This window comes from Campylobacter sp. BCW_6877 (assembly GCF_001762445.1).
Lineage (GTDB): Bacteria > Campylobacterota > Campylobacteria > Campylobacterales > Campylobacteraceae > Campylobacter_D > Campylobacter_D jejuni.
In genome coordinates this window covers 1-20427 of the sequence record NZ_MJWW01000059.1, presented here as the reverse complement: position 1 = coordinate 20427, position 20427 = coordinate 1, and the positions used below count along the sequence as shown (strand labels likewise).

Annotated in this window: 17 protein-coding genes; 15 read left to right on the top strand and 2 right to left on the bottom strand. The window is 30.7% G+C overall.

Annotated elements, in window-relative coordinates:
- The first annotated feature begins 2 nt into the window (after positions 1-2).
- The 10 genes from AJ936_RS07335 (at position 3) to AJ936_RS07290 (ending at position 11605) form a co-directional block, all read left to right on the top strand.
- Entirely contained in the window at positions 3-821 is an 819-nt protein-coding gene (locus AJ936_RS07335; RefSeq protein WP_002853389.1) for a Jag N-terminal domain-containing protein, read from the top strand.
- Positions 814-2142 carry a tRNA uridine-5-carboxymethylaminomethyl(34) synthesis GTPase MnmE gene (gene mnmE, locus AJ936_RS07330; RefSeq protein WP_002881663.1) on the top strand — a complete coding sequence of 443 codons (1329 nt, stop codon included), beginning with the start codon at positions 814-816 and terminating at the stop codon, positions 2140-2142. Before AJ936_RS07335 ends, mnmE begins: the two co-directional genes overlap by 8 nt.
- Positions 2143-2152: 10 nt before the next feature.
- Positions 2153-4339 carry a phosphoribosylformylglycinamidine synthase subunit PurL gene (gene purL, locus AJ936_RS07325; protein WP_070274262.1) on the top strand — a complete coding sequence of 729 codons (2187 nt, stop codon included), beginning with the start codon at positions 2153-2155 and terminating at the stop codon, positions 4337-4339.
- The gene (locus AJ936_RS07320) at positions 4336-5106 is read left to right on the top strand and encodes a DnaJ family molecular chaperone (RefSeq protein ID WP_058000671.1); all 771 of its coding nucleotides are present in this window, start codon (positions 4336-4338) and stop codon (positions 5104-5106) included. The genes purL and AJ936_RS07320 overlap by 4 nt, the downstream gene beginning before the upstream one ends.
- A 2-nt stretch (positions 5107-5108) precedes the next feature.
- Positions 5109-6641 (top strand): bifunctional phosphoribosylaminoimidazolecarboxamide formyltransferase/IMP cyclohydrolase, encoded by a 1533-nt coding sequence (purH, locus tag AJ936_RS07315; protein WP_070210209.1) that lies wholly within the window; start codon positions 5109-5111, stop codon positions 6639-6641.
- 98 nt (positions 6642-6739) lie between these two features.
- On the top strand, positions 6740-8332 hold the full coding sequence (locus AJ936_RS07310; RefSeq protein WP_002881646.1) for a methyl-accepting chemotaxis protein: 1593 nt from the start codon (positions 6740-6742) through the stop codon (positions 8330-8332).
- 9 nt (positions 8333-8341) lie between these two features.
- Entirely contained in the window at positions 8342-8776 is a 435-nt protein-coding gene (locus tag AJ936_RS07305) for an META domain-containing protein (RefSeq protein WP_002871471.1), read from the top strand.
- Between the two features lie 98 nt (positions 8777-8874).
- Positions 8875-9852: an agamatine deiminase gene (locus AJ936_RS07300; RefSeq protein ID WP_002861700.1), complete on the top strand. Its 978-nt coding sequence runs from the start codon at positions 8875-8877 to the stop codon at positions 9850-9852.
- Positions 9849-10736 (top strand): cation diffusion facilitator family transporter, encoded by an 888-nt coding sequence (locus tag AJ936_RS07295; RefSeq protein WP_002861699.1) that lies wholly within the window; start codon positions 9849-9851, stop codon positions 10734-10736. The genes AJ936_RS07300 and AJ936_RS07295 overlap by 4 nt, the downstream gene beginning before the upstream one ends.
- Positions 10733-11605, top strand: coding sequence for an N-carbamoylputrescine amidohydrolase (locus AJ936_RS07290; RefSeq protein WP_002871473.1), 873 nt, complete (start codon positions 10733-10735; stop codon positions 11603-11605). The genes AJ936_RS07295 and AJ936_RS07290 overlap by 4 nt, the downstream gene beginning before the upstream one ends.
- A gap of 11 nt (positions 11606-11616) precedes the next feature.
- Here AJ936_RS07290 and AJ936_RS07285 read toward each other — a convergent pair whose 3' ends face one another.
- Entirely contained in the window at positions 11617-12963 is a 1347-nt protein-coding gene (locus AJ936_RS07285; RefSeq protein WP_070274261.1) for an SH3 domain-containing C40 family peptidase, read from the bottom strand.
- Between the two features lie 48 nt (positions 12964-13011).
- Between AJ936_RS07285 and pif1 the strand changes: the two genes are divergently transcribed.
- Together pif1 and AJ936_RS07275 are read left to right on the top strand one after the other, a co-directional pair.
- Positions 13012-14355: an ATP-dependent DNA helicase Pif1 gene (pif1, locus tag AJ936_RS07280; RefSeq protein ID WP_070233127.1), complete on the top strand. Its 1344-nt coding sequence runs from the start codon at positions 13012-13014 to the stop codon at positions 14353-14355.
- A gap of 9 nt (positions 14356-14364) precedes the next feature.
- Entirely contained in the window at positions 14365-15099 is a 735-nt protein-coding gene (locus tag AJ936_RS07275) for a hypothetical protein (RefSeq protein WP_070233129.1), read from the top strand.
- On the opposite strand, the gene lolA is transcribed toward AJ936_RS07275, so the two are convergent.
- Entirely contained in the window at positions 15096-15605 is a 510-nt protein-coding gene (lolA, locus tag AJ936_RS07270; RefSeq protein WP_002871477.1) for a LolA-like outer membrane lipoprotein chaperone, read from the bottom strand. The genes AJ936_RS07275 and lolA overlap by 4 nt on opposite strands.
- Before the next feature lie 100 nt (positions 15606-15705).
- On the opposite strand from lolA, the gene secA reads away from it, so the two are divergent.
- Genes secA through AJ936_RS07255 form a run of 3 tightly spaced genes read left to right on the top strand, consistent with a single transcriptional unit; the run spans position 15706 to position 20304 of the window.
- Positions 15706-18294, top strand: coding sequence for a preprotein translocase subunit SecA (secA, locus tag AJ936_RS07265; protein WP_070274260.1), 2589 nt, complete (start codon positions 15706-15708; stop codon positions 18292-18294).
- Positions 18291-19496, top strand: coding sequence for an ABC transporter permease (locus AJ936_RS07260; protein ID WP_070274259.1), 1206 nt, complete (start codon positions 18291-18293; stop codon positions 19494-19496). Before secA ends, AJ936_RS07260 begins: the two co-directional genes overlap by 4 nt.
- Before the next feature lie 22 nt (positions 19497-19518).
- The gene (locus AJ936_RS07255; RefSeq protein WP_002861691.1) at positions 19519-20304 is read left to right on the top strand and encodes an amino acid ABC transporter permease; all 786 of its coding nucleotides are present in this window, start codon (positions 19519-19521) and stop codon (positions 20302-20304) included.
- Positions 20305-20427: the final 123 nt, after the last annotated feature.

The window sequence follows — 20427 nt, the reverse complement described above, 5'->3', positions numbered from 1 at the left end:
AAATGAAAATCGAAGCCATTGATCTTCAAAGTGCCTTAACAGAAGCTTCAAGAAGTTTAGAATGTTCTGTGATGGACTTAGAATATGAGATTATTCAGCATCCAAGAAAAGGTTTTTTTGGATTTGGAAGAAAAAAGGCAATTATAGAGGCTAAAGCAAAAAAAAGGATTTTGAAAAAAAATCCTAAAAAAGAATTTACAAGTTCAAAAAATCACAAACCAGAAACACATGAGCCAAAACAAGAAAACAAGATTGAAATAAAAAATGAAAAAAATAAAAGTCAAAAAGAAAAATACACAGTAAAAAGTGATGAAATTTTTGATAGTTTTCATCGAGAAAGCAAAGGAGTGCGTAATACTCAGGATATTTTAGATGAGATTCGTATTCAGCTTGTAAAACTTTTAGAAAGCTCCCAGTTTAAAATAGAGCTTAGTGAACTTAGAATGTATGATGAAGATTGTGTTTTGATTCGATTGGATGGGGAAGATGCTGCTTTGATGATAGGCAAAGAAGCACATCGTTATAAGGCTATTTCTTATCTTTTGCACAATTGGATCAATTTAAAATATAATCTTTTAGTGCGCCTTGAGATCGCTCAATTTTTAGAAAATCAAATTCAAGGTATGCAGCTTTATTTACAAAGCGTGATTGAAAAAATTAAAATTCATGGACGCGGACAAACCAAACCTTTAGATGGGGTTTTGATAAAAATCGCTTTAGAGCAGTTAAGAGCTGAATTTCCAGATAAGTATGTAGGAATTAAGCAAAATAATGATCAAAGATTTGTTGTAATAAACGACTTTTTCAAAAAAGATGAGTGATACTATAGCGGCTATTGCCACAGCTCATGGCGTGGGTTCGATTTCTATTGTAAGATTAAGCGGTGAAAGAGCTTTAGAATTTGCCTTAAAGCTTAGCCACAAAACCAAACTCACCCCCCGCCATGCTACTTTTACAAAACTTTTTAATCAAAACAATGAAATCATCGATGAAGCTATAATGATATATTTTAAAGCTCCTTATAGTTTTACAGGTGAAGATATAGTAGAGTTTCAAACTCATGGAGGATTTAGCGTGAGTGAAGTTTTACTCGAAGAACTTGTGAGTTTAGGGGCAAGACTTGCTTTAGCGGGAGAATTTAGCAAAAGAGCGTGTTTAAATGGCAAAATGACTCCTTTAAAAGCCTTAAATATACAAGATCTCATACTTTCAAAATCTGCGCTTGCAGCTAAAATTATAGCACGCAACATGCAGGGAAATCTAGGAGAACTTTTAGAAAAAATTCGCACAGATTTGGTGAAAACTTTAGCTTTTGTAGAAACTAGTATTGATTATGCTGATGATGATTTACCTTCTGATTTATTACAACAAATTTCTACTATGTGTGAAGAAAATTCTAAAATTTTAAAAGAAGTTTATACACTTTCTCAAAGCAGAAAAGGACTTATAGAAGGTTTTAAAATCGCTATTGTAGGTAAGCCAAATGTAGGCAAATCCTCGCTTTTAAATGCCTTGCTTTCTTATGAAAGAGCTATTGTTTCAGATATAGCGGGAACTACTCGTGATACTATAGAAGAGAGCTTTAAACTAGGAACGCATTTATTGCGCATTATAGATACAGCGGGTATTAGAGAAAGTAAAGATGCTATAGAACAAATCGGCGTAGCTTTAAGTAAAAAAAGTTTAGAAGATGCAGATATTATTTTGGCAGTCTTTGATGCTTCAAGAGTACAAGATAAAGAAGATGAGAAAATTTTTGACTTATTAGCAAATACTGATAAAAAAATCTTTTGGATTTTAAATAAAAGTGATTTAGAAAATGTTTTCAAAAATACTCAAAATAAAAATTTTATCAAGCTTAGTGCTCAAAAAGACATCGCTTTGTTAAAAGAAGAATTGCAAAATTATCTTAATTCTTTTGATAGCGAAGGTATTATGGTAAGTTCTTTAGATCTTATTAATGCTTGTAAAATTTCAAGCGAAGCGATTTTTAGAGCTAAAGGACTTTTAGAGGAAAGTTCTTTAGAACTTTTTGCTTTTGAACTTAATTTAGCTATTAATGAACTTGCAAGATTTACTAAAGATTTTCAAAGAGATGAAATTTTAGACGAAATGTTTGGTAATTTTTGTTTAGGAAAATGAAAGGATAAAAATGGATAAAGAAACCATAAAAGCACATAAAATCAGCGATGAAGAATATGCACAAATTTTAGAAATTTTAGGGCGAGAACCAAATCTGTTAGAACTTGGGGTTATTTCTGCGATGTGGAGTGAGCATTGCTCTTATAAATCCAGTAAAAAATATCTTAGTGGTTTTCCAACTAAAGCACCTTGGGTGATTCAAGGCCCAGGAGAAAACGCAGGGGTTATTGATATCGGGCAAGGTATGGCAGCAGTTTTTAAAGTGGAAAGTCACAATCATCCTAGCTTTATTGAACCTTTTGCGGGTGCGGCTACAGGAGTAGGGGGAATTTTACGTGATGTCTTTACTATGGGTGCAAGAGTGGTTGCAGGGCTAAATTCTTTAAAATTTGGCAATATTCATGATGAAAAATGCGGCAAACATCAAAAATACCTTGTTAAAGGTGTGGTAAATGGAATTTCTCATTATGGAAATTGCATGGGTGTGCCAACTATAGGTGGAGAATGTGCTTTTGATGAGTGTTTTAATGGAAATATCTTAGTTAATGCCTTTGCTTTAGGGGTTTGTAAAAGTGAAGATATCTTTTATGCTAAGGCTGAAGGTGTAGGAAATCCTGTGATTTATGTGGGTTCAAAAACAGGGCGTGATGGACTTGGTGGAGCGGTTATGGCAAGTGATAGCTTCAATGAAGAAAGCAAATCTTTGCGTCCTACAGTGCAAATTGGCGATCCTTTCAGTGAAAAACTTCTTATGGAGGCTTGTTTAGAGCTTTTTAAAACCGATTATATTGTGGGTATTCAAGATATGGGTGCTGCAGGGCTTACTTCAAGTTCTTTTGAAATGGCAGGAAGAAGTGGCAGTGGCATGAAACTTTACTTAGATAAAACTCCTATGCGTGAAAGCGGTATGACTCCTTATGAGTTAATGCTTAGCGAATCTCAAGAAAGAATGCTTATTTGTGCGAAAAAAGGCTATGAAGATAAGGTTATAGAAATTTTCAAAAAATGGGATTTAGATGCTGTGGTTATGGGTGAAGTTACCAATACAGGAAAAATGGAGCTTTTTTGGCATGATGAGCTTGTAGGGCTTATTCCTATCGAGCCTTTAAGTGAGAAAGCGCCGATTTTAAGTCGCCCTACAAGCGAGCCAAAATATTTAAGTGAAATTAAAGACTATAAATTTGAGTTAAAATCAAGCGTTCAAGAGCTTTTTATACAAATGCTTCAAAATGAAAATATTAATAATAAAGCTTTTATTTATGATCAATTTGATTCAAGCGTGCAAACCAATACCATAAAAGCTGATGGAAAATTAGGTGCTAGTGTTATTCGTATCAAAGAAAATGGTGCAAGTGTGGCTATGGCTGTAGAATGTAACTCACGCTTAAATTATGTAAATCCTAAAATAGGAGCAGCTTTAGCAGTAGCTTCTGCAGGAAGAAAGGTTGCTTGCACAGGAGCTAAGCCTTTGGCAATAAGCGATTGTTTAAATTATGGAAATCCGCAAAATCCTGAAGTGATGTGGCAATTCGCACAAGGTTGCGAAGGTATTAAGGAAGCTTGTAAAGAGTTAAATACCCCAGTAGTAAGCGGCAATGTTTCACTTTATAATGAAACCGAAGGTGTAAGTATTTATCCAAGTCCTACTATAGTAAGCGTAGGGGTTTTAGAGGATGCAAATAAAACCTTAAAAGCTAGTTTTGAAAAAGAAAATTTAAGCGTTTATCTTTTGGGTGAAAGTTTAGGAGAATTTGGTGGATCTATGGTAATGAAAATCCAAGATAAAAAAGTATCAGGAAGCCTTAAAGAGCTTGATTATAAAGCTGAACTTGCACTTTGGAATTTGCTTTATAAAGCCAATCAAAATTCTTTACTTGAGTGTGCTAATAGCGTAGGAATAGGGGGTATTGCCATGACTTTGGCAAAAATGTTTGCTATTTCTAGTGTGGGTGCAAATTTAACAAGTGGTTTTGATGATAAAAAAATGATTTTTGATGAGAGTGCAAGTCGTGCTATAGTAGGGCTTAGTAAAGAAAATGAAGAAGCTTTTTTAAATTTAGCTAAAGAATTTGGAGTAAAAGCTTATAAATTAGGTGTGAGTACAAGCCAAAAATATTTTAAACTTGATAGCATTGAGCTAAGTAAAGCTGAACTTGATAAGTTTTATTTTGAAAGTTTTAAAGAGCAAATCCAATGACTTTAGTTTTAATTATACTCGTTATTTTAGTGTTTTATTGGTATTATAAAACTTGGGGAAAGCAGGATTTTTTAAACTCAGCTACAAGAGGAGCCAAAGGCTTTGCTAAGGGTTTTGCTCGTGGAGTTATGGAAGAAAGAATGGATGAGTTTAAAAGGCGTATGAATTACTATGTTATCGCACTTTTGGCAAAAATTGCAAAAAGCGATGGCAGGGTAAGTGAAAATGAAGCTGAAATGATCAAAGATCTTTTAGATGCAAATGCCAAAGATGAAAAAGAAAGAGCTTTTTTAAAAGCAAGTTTTAATGAACATAAAGAAAATTTAAGCGATGCTTTTTATGTGGCAAAAGATTTTTTAAAAGAAGTGCCTTTACCTAAAAATGAGCGTTTTAATGTCTTGCGTGTGCTTGTTTTTATGGCTTTAATCGATGCAGATTTTAATGCTAAAAAGCGTGAAATTTTAGAGCAAATCGCTAAAGCCTTTGATATAGCAAAAAGCGAATTAGATGCTTTTATTGCAAGTCTTTCAAATTTAAAAAGTTCTAAAAAAGAATTAAGTCTTGATGAAGCTTTTACTATTTTAGAACTTCCAAATAATGCAGATTTAAATGCGGTAAAAAAACAATACCGCAATTTAGCAAAAAAATACCATCCTGATATTTTAAACGCAAACAATGTCAGCGAAGAAGAGCTTAAAATCGGCGTAGAGAAATTTCAAAAAATCAACGAAGCTTATGAAAAAGTTAAAAAACATTTAGAAAGGTAAAAATGAGAGCATTACTTAGTGTGAGTGATAAAGAAGGCATAGTAGAATTTGGCAAAGAGCTTGAAAATTTAGGTTTTGAGATTCTTTCAACAGGCGGGACTTTTAAGCTTTTAAAAGAAAATGGAATAAAAGTTATAGAAGTGAGTGATTTTACAAAGAGTCCTGAGCTTTTTGAAGGGCGTGTGAAGACTTTGCACCCTAAGATTCACGGTGGGATTTTGCATAAAAGAAGCGATGAAAATCATATCAAACAAGCAAAAGAAAATGAAATTTTAGGCATTGATCTAGTTTGTGTAAATTTATATCCTTTTAAAAAAACTACCATTATGAGCGATGATTTTGATGAAATTATAGAAAATATCGACATAGGCGGACCTGCGATGATAAGAAGTGCAGCAAAGAACTATAAAGATGTGATGGTGCTTTGCGATCCACTTGATTATGAAAAAGTGATTGAGACTTTAAAAAAAGGTCAAAATGATGAGAATTTTCGTTTAAATTTGATGATAAAAGCTTATGAGCATACAGCAAATTACGATGCTTATATTGCAAATTATATGAATGAACGCTTTAACGGAGGTTTTGGAGCGAGTAAATTTATAGTAGGACAAAAAGTATTTGATACAAAATATGGAGAAAATCCACATCAAAAAGGGGCTTTATACGAGTTTGATGCCTTTTTTAGCGCAAATTTCAAAGCCCTTAAAGGCGAAGCAAGTTTTAACAATCTAACCGATATTAACGCAGCTTTAAATTTAGCTAGTAGTTTCGATAAAGCTCCAGCCATTGCTATAGTAAAACATGGAAATCCTTGCGGTTTTGCTATAAAAGAAAATTTAGTACAAAGCTATATACATGCTTTAAAATGCGATAGCGTCAGTGCTTATGGAGGAGTGGTTGCAATCAATGGAACTCTTGATGAGGCTTTAGCAAATAAAATCAATGAAATTTATGTAGAAGTAATCATTGCAGCCAATGTAGATGAAAAAGCTTTAACCGTGTTTGAAGGTAAAAAACGCATTAAAATTTTCACTCAAGAAAGTCCGTTTTTAATCCGCAGTTTTGATAAATATGATTTTAAACATATTGATGGGGGTTTTGTATATCAAAACAGCGATGAAGTAGGCGAAGATGAGCTTAAAAATGCAAAGCTTATGAGTCAAAGAGAGGCAAGTAAGGAAGAATTAAAAGATCTTGAAATCGCTATGAAAATAGCAGCATTTACCAAATCAAACAATGTTGTTTATGTAAAAAATGGTGCTATGGTGGCTATAGGTATGGGTATGACAAGTAGAATCGATGCAGCAAAGGCAGCAATCGCTAAAGCTAAAGAAATGGGACTTGATTTGCAAGGTTGCGTTTTAGCAAGTGAAGCCTTTTTTCCTTTTAGAGATAGCATAGATGAAGCAAGTAAAGTAGGGGTTAAGGCTATAGTAGAACCAGGCGGAAGTATAAGAGATGATGAAGTGGTAAAGGCGGCTGATGAGTATGGTATGGCGCTTTATTTTACAGGAGTAAGACATTTTTTACATTAAGTTTAATGGAATGTTATGTTTTTTACACATAATTCAATAAAAATTAAATAAATTATGTGTAAAATATTTCCGAAAAATTTTATTTTTAGGAAACTATGATGTTTAAAACTATAGGATTTAAGGTTTCTGCTGCAATTTTTGTGGTGTTGCTTATAAGTTTTATTGTAATGCAAGTGATTTTAAATTTGGACTTTAAAAATACTGCCAATAAAATGAGCAGGGCAAATTTAGATACCGTAAGTACTTCTGTTTTTCAAACAATGAGAATGGCTATGAATTTAGGAGATCCTGAAAAAATTAAAGAAGCCATTGAAGATGCAAAAAGTATAGAGGGTATTAGTGATATTAAAATTTATCCTTCAAAAGATACTATAGATCTTTTTGAGATGAAAGCCCCTCAAATTTCAAATGATAAGCGTATTATAGAACAATTTTCAAATCCTAAAATTCAAGCTTTAGAAGAAAATGTAAATGGTGTTGTGCATTTAAGATTGATACGCCCTTTGATTGCAGATGAAAGTTGTGTTGCTTGTCATGCAAATGCTAATGTAGGGAGTGTGATAGGGGTTATGGATATATCGCATTCTTTAGAAGGTGTTCAAAAAGATATAAGTAAAACCAGTCAATCTTATATTATAATATTTACTATTGCTTTGATTTTTACCCTTTGTGTGGTTCTTTTAATGCTTAAAGTTGTTGTTGGAAAGCCTGTTTTAGAGCTTTTAAATCATGCTAAAGAATTAGCTCAAGGAAGTGGCAATTTAAAAGCTCGTATTTCAGTTAAAGGTCAAGATGAAATTGCTTTAGCTTGTGGATATATCAATCAATTTATCGAAAAAACTCACAAGGCAGTTAGCGGTGCAAGTCATAATTCAAAAAATGTAGAAAAACAAAGCAATCTTTTAAATTCAAATGCTATTTCTTTAAGTGAAATCAGCTCACAAAGTCATAAACAAATAGATCAAAGCTTTAAACTTGGTGCAAATGTTGGCAATGAACTTGGAGAACTTGCTAGTTTGTCAAATAAGGCAAATAGTGCCAATGAAAAATCCTTTTTATTATTAGAACAAATGCTTAAATCTTTGTTTAATGTTGCTAATAAAGTATCAACAGTATCCCAAAATGAAAATAAATTGGCTAAAAAAGTTGAAAACATGGTCAATCAAGCAGGTAATATACAAAAAGCAACTCAAATGATGGATGAGATTGCAGATAAAACCAATTTACTATCCCTAAATGCTGGCATAGAAGCAGCTAGGGCTGGTGCCTTTGGACGAGGTTTTTCTGTAATTGCTGAGGATGTTAGGCAGTTGGCTCAGAACAGTGAAGAATTTTTGGGAAATGTAGCTCAAATTACAAAAGAGCTTTTGCAAAGTATTAATGAGGTTAGCGCAGAATTAAAGAAAAATGCTCAAAGTGTACAAGCTTTAAATGATGACACCGCTTTATTGGTTGATGATGCTAATGAGGTTAAATTATGTAACGAAGACGCTAGGGCTTTGGTAACTCAATGTACTGAAAAAATAAAAATTTCCCAAGAGAATATACAAAATTTACTTTCTCGTATGCAAGAAAATGTTGAAGTAAGTGAAAAGAATGAAGAAATTTCTAAAATTCTACTTCAAGTTGCAGATGAGTTAAAAATAGTGTGTCATAATCTCGAAAGCGAACTTAACCAATTTCAAATTTAAAGGAATAAAATGAAAAAAACGCTTCAAATTGCTTTAGCTGCAACTTTTTTTGCGGGTTGTGCTAGTACTTCTGTTACTTCATCTACTTCTAAAGGTAATAATGAACTTGTGCAGAACCAGCTTTTCAAAATAGAAAAAATTATAGTTAATGGTAAAACTTTTGATCCAAAAAACGCAGAGGAAAGTCCAAATATTAGTTTTGAAAATAATAAATTTTATGGTTATTCAGGATGTAATCGTTTTTTTGGTTCTTACCAAACTAAGGCAGATACTTTGCAAATCGAAGGTGATCGCGTAGCTTCAACTCAAATGCTTTGTCACCCAATGGATGTAATGGATTTTGAAAATTCTTTCCTTTCAAATTTCAAAGGAACTTTTAAAATTTCAAATGAAAATGGAAAACTTGTTTTAAGTAATGATGAAATGAAAATCTTTTTTAAATAATACACTAAAGCCTCGAAATATCGAGGCAATCTTCTTAAATTTGACAAAATTCCAAAAAATGATACAATTATAATTTTATTATCAAAAAAGGTAGTTAAATGATAAAATCAATTCCTGAATGGAGTGAGCAAGAATACCTCATGCTTTCTTTACCTCATGAAAAAAGCGATTGGAGTCCATATTTAGAGGAAATTTTGCAAAGTTATAAAGAATTTGTAAAAGTGGTAAGTGAATTTCAAAAAGTTTTACTTATAGCTCCTAAACAGAGTGATTTTGAAAATTTTAAAGATATAAAAAATGTTGAGTTTTTTAAATGTGATACAAATGATACTTGGATACGTGATTTTGGAGCTATAGATATAGTAGAAAATAATCGTTTAAAGGCTCTTGATTTTACTTTTAATGCTTGGGGAAATAAATTTCAAAGTGAGCTTGATAATGCTGTAAATTCTAAGCTTTTTAAAGAAAAATTTAAAGAGGGGCTTAAAAAGGTGGATTTTGTTTTAGAAGGAGGAAGTATTGACTTTAATGGAGAGGGTGTGATGCTTACAAGCTCTCATTGTCTTTTAAATGAAAATAGAAATTCTCATCTAAACAAAACCCAAATTGATATAAAATTAAAAGAAATTTTTGGTTTAAAACAAATTATTTGGCTAGAAAATGGTTTCATAAAAGGTGATGATACAGATCATCATATCGATACCTTAGCAAGATTTATAGATAAAAATACCATAGCACATTGTGTTTGTGAAGATGAAGAGGATGAGCATTATTTGCCTTTGCAAAAAATGAAAGAAGAGCTTAAAAAAACAGGCTTTGATTTAGTAGAACTTCCTATACCTAAGCCTTTATACTATAAAGGAAGAAGATTGGGGGCGACTTATGCGAATTTTGTTTTTATAAATAATGCTTTAATTGTGCCTTTTTATAAGGATAAAAATGATGAAATCATAACTAAAAGACTTTCTAAAGCTTTACCCAATCATAAAATTATAGGAGTAGATGCAAGAGTGTTTTTACGACAAAACGGTTCTTTGCATTGTTCTTGTCAAAATCGTTTCAAAGGTTTAAGATGAGTTTGCAAAAAAAAGCAACTCTTGTAGCAAGTTTATGTGCTATTGTTTTAGCCCTGGTTAAATTTATAGTAGGCTTAACAAGTGGTTCTGTTGCAGTGCTTTCAAGTGCGATTGATTCTTTAATGGATTTTGCTATTTCTGCTTTTAATTTTTTAGCTCTTAAAAAAAGCTCACAAAAGGCGAATGAAAATTATAATTTTGGTTTTTCTAAAATTGAAGCTTTAATGGGTTTGTTAGAAGGTGTTTTTATAGTTGGCGTGGGGATTTTTATTTTTTATGAGAGTATTTTAAAGATTTATTATAAAGAAGAAATTAAAGATTTAAATTCAAGCATCTATGTGATGATTTTTGCTTTAATTATGACTTTTTTTCTTGTACTTTTTTTAAATTATGTAGCTAAAAAAACCAAAAGTTTGATTATAGAAAGTGATGCTTTGCATTACAAAACAGATTGCTTAACCAATGCTTGTACTTTAGGGGCTTTGGTTTTGATTTATTTTACAAATTTACATATTATTGATGCTATTTTTGGGATAGTGATCAGTCTTTATACGGCATTTTCTGCTTTTAAAATCATTAAAAAAGCTTTGGCTTTTTTAATGGATGAGGCTTTACCTAAGGAACAAGTGGATAAAATTTGTATTTTGATTTCTAATAATCCTGAAATAATTTCCTATCATGAATTAAAGACGCGTAAAACTCCAAGTTGTAATTATTTAAGCGTGCATTTGGTTTTTTGCCCTATAATTTCGCTTTTAAATGCGCATAAAATTTCAGATGAAATAGAAGAAGGTGTGCGTAAGATGTTTGAAAATGAAAAATGGGATATACAAATTCATTTAGATCCTTATGATGATGCAGAACAAGAAAGGCAAAGACAATGAAAATCGCTTTAATACAACAAAAATTTCACTCAAACAAAGAACAAACTATAAAAAAAACTTGCGAATTTATAGAAGAAGCCTCTAAACAAGGAGCTGAGCTTATTTGTTTAGGAGAGCTTCATCAAAGTGAGTATTTTTGTCAAAGTGAAAATGTGGATTTTTTTGACTATGCTAATGATTATGAAAAAGATGTGAAATTTTGGGCAAATATAGCTAGAAAAAATCAAATAGTGCTTATTACTTCATTATTTGAAAAACGAAGTGCCGGACTTTATCATAATACTGCAGTGGTTTTTGAAAAAGATGGTTCTATAGCAGGTAAATATCGTAAAATGCACATACCTGATGATCCTTGTTTTTATGAAAAATTTTATTTTACTCCTGGAGATTTGGGTTTTGAACCTATAAATACAAGTTTAGGTAAGCTTGGAGTGCTTATTTGTTGGGATCAGTGGTATCCTGAAGCAGCAAGAATTATGGCTTTAAAAGGAGCTGAGATTCTTATTTATCCCACGGCAATTGGTTGGTTTGATAAGGATGAAGATGAAGAAAAACAAAGGCAGCTCAATGCTTGGCTTGGTGTTCAAAAAGGACATGCTATAGCTAATGGTTTATATGTAGTAGCTATCAATAGAGTAGGTTTTGAAAAAGATGTAAGTGGGGTAGAAGAGGGCATTAGATTTTGGGGAAATTCTTTTGTTTTTGGCCCTCAAGGTGAAGAACTTTGTCTTTTAGATTCTCAAAACGAATGTGTAAAAATCATAGAAATAGATAAAAAAAGAAGTGAAAATGTGCGTCGTTGGTGGCCTTTTTTGCGAGATAGACGCATAGAATATTTTGCAGATTTAACTAAAAGATTTATTGATTAAATCAATAAATCTTATTTGTTTTGTATATTTTCAAGATAGCTTTTTATTTGCTCTTTTTCTTGTTCGTTTAAATTTATAAAACTTATTTCTTTAAGTCTTGATAAAAGCAAATTATCTTCTAAAATTTCATTTTTTCCTATTTCTAAAGAAGTGATGACACTAGAACTTATGAGAAGTCTTTGGGTTGCATCTTTTCTTAAGCCCCATATATTATGTATGGCAATATTATTATCTGTAATTTGTCCTGCATAAAGCATAATATGTCCAGGTAAATAAAGTAAACTAAGATAAGCTTTCCCAAAGCGGTTTAAAAAATCTTTTTTTTGAGAATTGCTAAGAGTGCTTATATCAAAATGATTAAAAGAATTTTTTTGTGCAACTGAATTTCTTGGTAGATAAAGTCCAAAAGCTGAAAAGATATCACGAGTTAGTAAAGAACAATCTCTTTCAAAATTATAACCGCCCCAGCCATAAGGCAAATTTAAAACTTGTGAAAGTTGATTTTTTAAATTTTTATCATTGAATTGTAAAGGAAATTTAGATACATCTTTTTTAGAAATTTTATATTTTTTAGAACCTATTTTTCCATAAAAATAGTTTTTATCTTCTTTGTAGCAAGGATAAATAGCGCCAATTCTACTTTCAAAGAAAAATTTACCATCCTCGCTATAGATAGGAAATTTTTCTTTTAGTGGTGTGATAAAGTTGAGATTTTCATAGATTTTCGCTCTATCGTTTGAGAAAAATTCCAAATTTTTACTTTCAACAAATCCAAATCCAGCTTCACCTAAAACAAAAGCATAACGCTTATCTTTACTAAAATGTGAAATTAAGACAGGGGTTCCAGCATTTAAAATGCCATCGCTTGCATAGTCAAAAGGAATTCCTTCATTTTCAAAAAAAGGATTTTTTAAGATAGCTCTTTGGGTTGGAAGATTTTTAATGATTGTATTTTGGATAATTAAAGCTTTTTGATTAAGTTTACCGAATTCTTGGATATTTGCATTATTTATAGCGTTTTTAAACCATGAAAGTGGAATAATTTGTTTATTGAAAAAATAATAAGTATTTTTTGAATTTAAATATAAAGGAAAGGACCAAAAAATATTTTGTCCTTTGTAATTTTTAAACGAATCATGCCAAGGGTTAAAGAAATATTTTTTATATCGTTTTGCATCAAAATTAATATCGTAAGCAAATTGTGGCAAAATGCTTACATTTTGTTCGTATTCAAGTTTTGCATAATGTTGATTTTCATTTTTTTGTTCTAAATTTTCATGATGAAGTGAAGTTAAATTTTTTGTTGAACAAGCTGTTAAAAATAGCACTATAAAAGTAAAATATAAACAAGATTTCATAATCAACCTTTTAGAAAAAATAGTTATAATTAAAGCCAAGGAAATATAATGCTTGATAAACTAGAAAAAATTTTAGCTTATGATAATGTTTTTTTAAGTGGTGGTGCTGGAGTTGGTAAAAGCTTTTTGACAAATGAGCTTATCAAATCTTATAGAAAACAAAAAAAATTAGCCATAGCTCTTGGTTCTAGTGCTCTATCGGCGTTTAATATAGGCGGTGTTACTTTACACAGCTTTTTTTGTTTAGGGTATTGTGATGATATGATGAAATTAAGTGCATTGGATCGCAATCAAAAACAAAAAGAAAAATTAACAAAACTTAAAGAACTTTTAAAAACGATTGAGCTTATTATTATCGATGAAATTTCCATGGTTAGTGCAAGTGTTTTTGAAATGATAGGTTTTAGACTTAAAAATTCTCAATTTAATGGAAAAATTTTAGTTGTAGGAGATTTTTTTCAATTGCCTCCCGTAGTTAAAGAAAAAAAGGAAACTTTATTTAACCATTCTTATTATGCTTTTTCTTCATTTTTTTGGCAAGATTTAAATTTTAAGAATGTTAAACTTTCTCAACCTAAAAGAACGCAAAATATGGAATTTTATAACCATTTATCTTTGATTAGACAAGGTTTTTTAGATGAAAAAATTTTAAGCTTTTTTGAATCTTTGCGAATTGATTATAAAGAATTAGAAAATTTAGAAGATGATTATACTTTACTTTGTGGTATCAATAAAAAAGTAAACAATATTAATCAAGAAAAATTAAGCAAACTTGAGACCCCGCTTGTATGCTTTAAAGCTCAGGTTAAAAAAGAAGATAAGAGAATAAAAGATGAAGAGCTTGATTCTTGGATTAGAAGCTTAAATATATTGGAAGAATTAAATATTAAAATAGGCGCTCGTATTATTTTTTGTGTAAATAATTGGGATAAGAATTATTATAATGGAGAGCAAGGCATTATAGAAGATATTCTTTATGAAGAGGAGAAAATTTATATTAGCATTATTAAAAATAATGGGATGAAAATTTTACTTGAACCTTATACTTTTTTCATGGAAGAACTTGAGCAATCAGGTAAAGATTTTGTTGTTAATATTCTCGCAAGTGTTACACAGTTTCCTATTAAGTTAGCTTATGCTATTACTATACACAAATCACAAGGTATGAGCATTGAAAAATTAGTGTGTGATATTGATCATATTTTTGAAAATGGACAGCTTTATGTCGCTCTTTCTCGCGCTACAAACCCAAATACTTTAAAAATTTATTCTACAAAAAAGATAAATTTTGGATTTTATTTTGCTAATATTTTAAAAATAGATTCTAATGTGATCGAATTTTATAAAAAACATAATTTTTTAGATCTTGAAATACAAGAACAAATCATTTAAAGGCATTAAATGAAAAAAATATTTTTAAGTGTTTTTTTGGTTTTGAGTTTAAATGCTCAAAATCTTGAAATAGATAACATAAGAACAGATTTGTATTCTAAAAGTGGGACAAATGTTCTTAAAAAAGTTGAAATTTCTTTGGAATTTGATGGGAATAATTTAAAAGAAAATGAAAATAAGTTAATTGATGCTGTAAATACAGTAATTTCAGGATTTTTTTACGAAGATATTTTTACAGAAATTGGAAAAAATAATTTTAAAAAGACTTTAGAAAAATTTTTAGATAAGAAATATAAGATTAAATTAGATGATATATATATCATATCTTTAAGCGGAGTGGAAAAATTTGATTTAGAGGAGTTTAAACGCTTTTTAGAAAGCACTGAGGCTAAAGAGAAGGGTATGGGCAGCGAGGTAAAAAAAGCACTTGAAAACTTAGAAGCTCCTAAAACTCAAGTTCCTAGTGTTGAAAAGATCTCAACTCCTAGTGTTCCAAATTTAGAAGTCAAACAAGTTGAACAGCTTTTCAAAGATTCAGATGAAGAAAATAAAAATGACAATGGAGAAATCAATATAGATAATTTAAATACACCTAAAATGACTCCAGATATAGAAGAAAAAATTAAAAGAGATTTAATCGCCAATCCTCCACAAATATTCAAAGAAAATAACGCAAGCAAGCCTTATCATTTACCACAAACAGGTTATGATATAAAGCTTGATGAAAATACAACGCAAAATTAGCGAACTATGTCATAATTTTGCGGAATTTTTGCCTTAAAAACATCGGAATTAATTTTTGGATTTTTAATTTGATTGTTTAGATTGATTATAACATCATTTTCAAATTCATCTTTATAGGATATGCTTTGAATTTGCTCTTGATTGAGTTTAATTGTATAATTTATATTATCATATTTTGCTACAAGTTTATCTTTATCTATAAGACTTGCTTTTTTGAAAATTTCATTAAGATTTGGAATGTTATCAAGATGAGAGAAAATGACTTGCTCTAGATCGTGCTCTATTATGGTTACTTGATTTTTGTTAATATAAATCTCTTTTTTACTAGGAGTATCATAACTCCAATATGCTTGATCTTTACTCAGTATAAAATGTCCAGAATAAGAAAGTGTAGAGTTTTTGGATTTTACTATTTGGATAAAATCGCTTGAAAAGGTATTAAAATTAAGATCAAGGGCAAAAAGTTGTCCTATAAAAATAAAAAATATCAAGAATGTTTTTTTCATTTATTTTCCTTAAAAAAATTATATTTTTTATATCATTCTAGCTAATTTTAATTAAATAATCGTTATAATGATAGTTTGAAAAATTTATAAAGGTTTAAAAATGTTTTTAAATACCTTAAAAGCCGTTTTTGGAACAAAAAATGATCGTGAAGTTAAAAAATACTTCAAGCGTGTAGCACAAATCAATGCTTTAGAAGGCAAATATCAAAATTTAAGCGATGATGAATTAAAAGCCGAATTTGCAAAATTTAAAGAGCAAATTTTAAGCGGAGAAAAAAACGAAAATGATATCTTAAATGATGTTTTTGCTATAGTCAGAGAGACAGGTAAGAGAACTTTAAATATGCGTCATTTTGATGTGCAGTTAATCGGTGGTATGGTTTTACACGATGGAAAAATCGCAGAAATGAAAACAGGAGAAGGTAAAACCCTTGTAGCGACCTTGCCTGTTGTTTTAAATGCCATGAGTGGCAAAGGCGTACATGTCGTTACAGTGAATGATTATCTAGCCAAAAGAGATGCTGAGCAAATGAGTGCGATTTATAATTTTTTAGGTTTTAGCGTAGGTGTGATTCTTTCTTCTCAAAATAGTGACATAGAGCACAAGCAAGCTTATGATTGCGATATTACTTATGGAACCAATAATGAGTTTGGTTTTGATTATTTGCGTGATAATATGAAATTTTCAAAAGTTGAAAAAGTTCAAAGAGGGCATAATTTTGTTATTGTAGATGAAGTAGATAGTATTTTAATTGATGAGGCAAGAACTCCGCTTATCATCAGCGGTCCTACAAATCGCACTTTAGATGGTTATATTAAAGCCAATGAAGTAGCCAAGCAAATGCAAAAAGGCGAAGCAGTTTTACCTCCTGCAAAACCTGAGGGTGATTTTGTGGTAGATGAGAAAAATCGTAGTATTTTGATTACCGAAGCAGGTATTGCTAAGGCTGAAAAACTTTTTGGTGTAGAAAATTTATACAGTCTTGATAATGCTATCTTAGCACATCAGCTTGATCAAGCTTTAAAGGCACATAATCTTTTTGAAAAAGATGTGCATTATGTTTTAAGAAATAATGAAGTTATCATCGTTGATGAATTTACAGGGCGTTTAAGTGAAGGACGTCGTTTTAGCGAAGGATTGCATCAAGCTTTAGAAGCCAAAGAAAATGTAAAAATTCAAGAAGAAAGCCAAACTCTAGCAGATATTACTTTTCAAAATTATTTTAGAATGTACAATAAACTTGCAGGTATGACAGGAACTGCACAAACAGAAGCGACTGAATTTTCTCAAATTTATAGTTTAGATGTTATTTCTATACCGACAAATATTCCTATTAAAAGACAAGATAAAGATGATCTTATCTATAAAACTCAAAATGAAAAATTTAAAGCCGTAATTGAAGAGATTAAAAAAGCCAATGCTAAAGGTCAGCCTGTGCTCGTAGGAACCGCAAGTATAGAGCGCAGTGAAGTTTTTCACAATATGCTTGTAAAAGAGAAAATCCCTCATCATGTTTTAAATGCTAAAAATCACGAACAAGAAGCTTTGATTATCCAAGATGCAGGTAAAAAAGGTGCCGTAACTATCGCTACAAATATGGCAGGTCGTGGTGTGGATATAAAAATCGATGATGAGATTAGGGCTTTGGGTGGGCTTTATATTATAGGTACAGAAAGACATGAAAGCCGCCGTATTGATAATCAACTTCGTGGTCGTGCAGGAAGGCAGGGCGATCCTGGAATAAGTCGTTTTTATCTAAGTTTAGAAGATAATCTTTTAAGAATTTTTGGCGGGGATCGTATTAAAAGCATTATGGATCGCTTAGGTATAGAAGAGGGCGAAAGCATAGAGTCAAGAATCGTTACAAGAGCGGTTGAAAATGCGCAAAAAAAAGTAGAAAGCTTACATTTTGAAAGCAGAAAGCATTTGTTGGAATACGATGATGTAGCAAATGAACAAAGAAAAACTATTTATCGTTATCGTAATGAGCTTTTAGATGAAAACTATGATATTAGAGCTAAAATTTCTCAAAATATCGCTGAATATAGCGCAAATGTAATGAATGATTATATGCTTGATGAAAGCGGTTCTAATGTAAATTTTGAAAATTTGAAAGCAAAAATTTTATATGAGTGTTCAACTCAGATTAGTGAAAAAGATTTTGAAAATTTAAGCGTCATTGAAATGCAAGATAAGCTAAGTCAAATTCTTGAAAATTCTTATAACGAAAAGATGTCAAGACTTGAGATTAAAGAATTGCGTAATATAGAGCGTATTTTATATTTGCAAGTTTTGGATAATGCTTGGAGAGAGCATTTGTATCAAATGGATATTTTAAAAACAGGAATAGGACTTCGCGGATACAATCAAAAAGATCCTCTTGTGGAATATAAGAAAGAAAGTTATAATCTTTTCTTGGAGCTAGTTAATCGTATTAAATTTGATAGTATTAAACTACTTTTTAGTGTGCAATTTAATCAAGAAGAGGTGCAAAATTTAGAAAATAAAGCCAATGAAGAAAATGAAAAGCTACTTCAAAGCTCAGTAGAAATGGGCGCAAGCGAAGATAATCTTGGCGAAGTTGAGTTTAAAAAAGTTCCACGTAATGCTCCTTGTCCTTGCGGAAGTGGAAAAAAATTTAAAGAATGCCATGGAAAAAGTGGTCCTAAGCAAGGAATTTTAGCTTGAATAAAAGCGTTTTAAAATATTTACTTTTTAAATATTTAAGATTTGATAAAGAACAACCCTTTATCAATCTTTCTATGCTTTTGGCCTTTTTAGGAGTTTGTGTAGGACTTTGTGTTTTGCTTGTAGCTATGGCAATTATGAATGGTTTTGATAAAGAATTTGAAAAACGCTTTTTTGTGATGAATTATCCTATTACTATTTTGCCTAAATTTTACGCTCCTGTAAATGATGAATTTATAGATGAGTTAAGAAAAACATTTCCAAATTTGTTATTTAGCCCTTATATAAGTACTCAAGTTGTTGTAAAGGGAGATAATCGTTTTGAAGGTGGTGTGCTTTTTGGCGTTAATTTTAATGATGAAAAAAAAATAAACGAAGTGGTTGCTAAAGCTTTAAAGGATGAGAATTTAAGTGGTTTTGATATACTTGTAGGATCAGCACTTATTGATGAATTTGGTTTGCATAAAAATGACAAACTTTCACTTATTTTTTCAAATCTTAATCCTAGTGGATTTTCTTTAGTGCCGCAAACTAAACGTTTTGATGTTAAAGCGCGTTTTACTTCAGGGCTTGCATTTTATGATAAAGCTTATATGTACACAGATGTTGATGCATTGAAGAAAGTACTTGGAATGCCTAAAAATCCAAATTATGATGGAGTTCATGTATATAGTGATAATGCTTTTAAAGATGTTGAAAAAATTAAATCTTATTTAAAAGATGATTATGCTGTGGTAGGTTGGTGGGAACAAAATAAAAATTTCTTTTCAGCCTTAGAGCTTGAAAAAAGAGCGCTTTTTATAGTGTTGATGCTTATTATTTTGGTTGCAAGTTTAAATATAGTAAGTTCTTTATTGATGATAGTAATGAATCGTCGCAGTGAAATAGCACTTTTACTTGCTCTAGGTGCAAGCAAAAATGAGGTAAAAAAGAGTTTTTTTGCCTTAGGCATGCTTATTGGTGGCGGCGGTATGATAGTGGGTGTGGTGCTTGCATTTTTTGCTTTATGGCTTTTAGGAAATTTTGATATTGTAACTTTACCTGCTGATGTTTATGGAACTAGTAAATTACCACTTGATTTGTCTTTAATGGATTTTTCTTTAACCATTGCGGGTGCTTTAATAATCATAGCTTTATCATCTTTTTATCCTGCAAAAAAAGCAACTCAAATTAATATTTTAGATACTTTAAGAAATGAATAAATTGTAATTTTGGAGATTTTTATTGTCTTTGTTTATCCAAAAAAATAAGAATTTTAAACCTTTAAAACCTCTATCAAAGTCAAAAATAATCACTAATTTAATTCTTTTGATTTTATTTTTAATATTGTTTTGTTATTGTAGTTTTAGTATAAGTGCTTATCATTTTGATTTTAGTGCAATTGCGACCTATAAAGAAAAATTTCTTCAAGGTTTTTTAAATACTTTAATAATCAGTTTTTTTTCTTTATTACTGAGTATAATTTTGGGTGGAGTTTTTTGTGCTTTTTCTTTAAGTTCAATTGTTTTTTTAAGATTTTTATCTATATTTTACATAGAGCTTATCAGAGGAACCCCTTTACTAGTGCAGGTATTATTGATATATTATATCGTTGCAAATAATTTAGGACTTGATAATCGATATGTAGCTGGAGTTATTATTTTATCATGTTTTTCTGCTGCTTACTTAGCTGAAATATTTAGAGCTGGAATTTTAAGTATTTCTATATCTCAGCTTGAGAGCGCTAGGGCTTTAGGGTTAAAAGAGATGCAGGTTTTTGCGTATGTAATTTTTCCCCAAGCTTTAAAAAATATTTTAGCACCTCTGAGTGGACAATTTGCAAATTTAATTAAAGATAGTTCATTATTAAGCGTTATTGCTGTAAATGAATTAACCCAAAGTGCACAAGAGATAAATTCTTATACTTTTGCTACTCTTGAAGCTTATGTAATTTTGGCTATTACATATCTTGTTTTGACTTTACCTATAAATATATTTTCTCGTTATTTGGAGAGAAAATGCCAAAAATGATTTAAAAAAGCTTGACAAATAGAGCTAATTTTGGCATAATCACATTTTTATTTCAGAAAATGTCTCGTTAGCTCAGCCGGTAGAGCATCTCCCTTTTAAGGAGGGGGCCGTTGGTTCGAATCC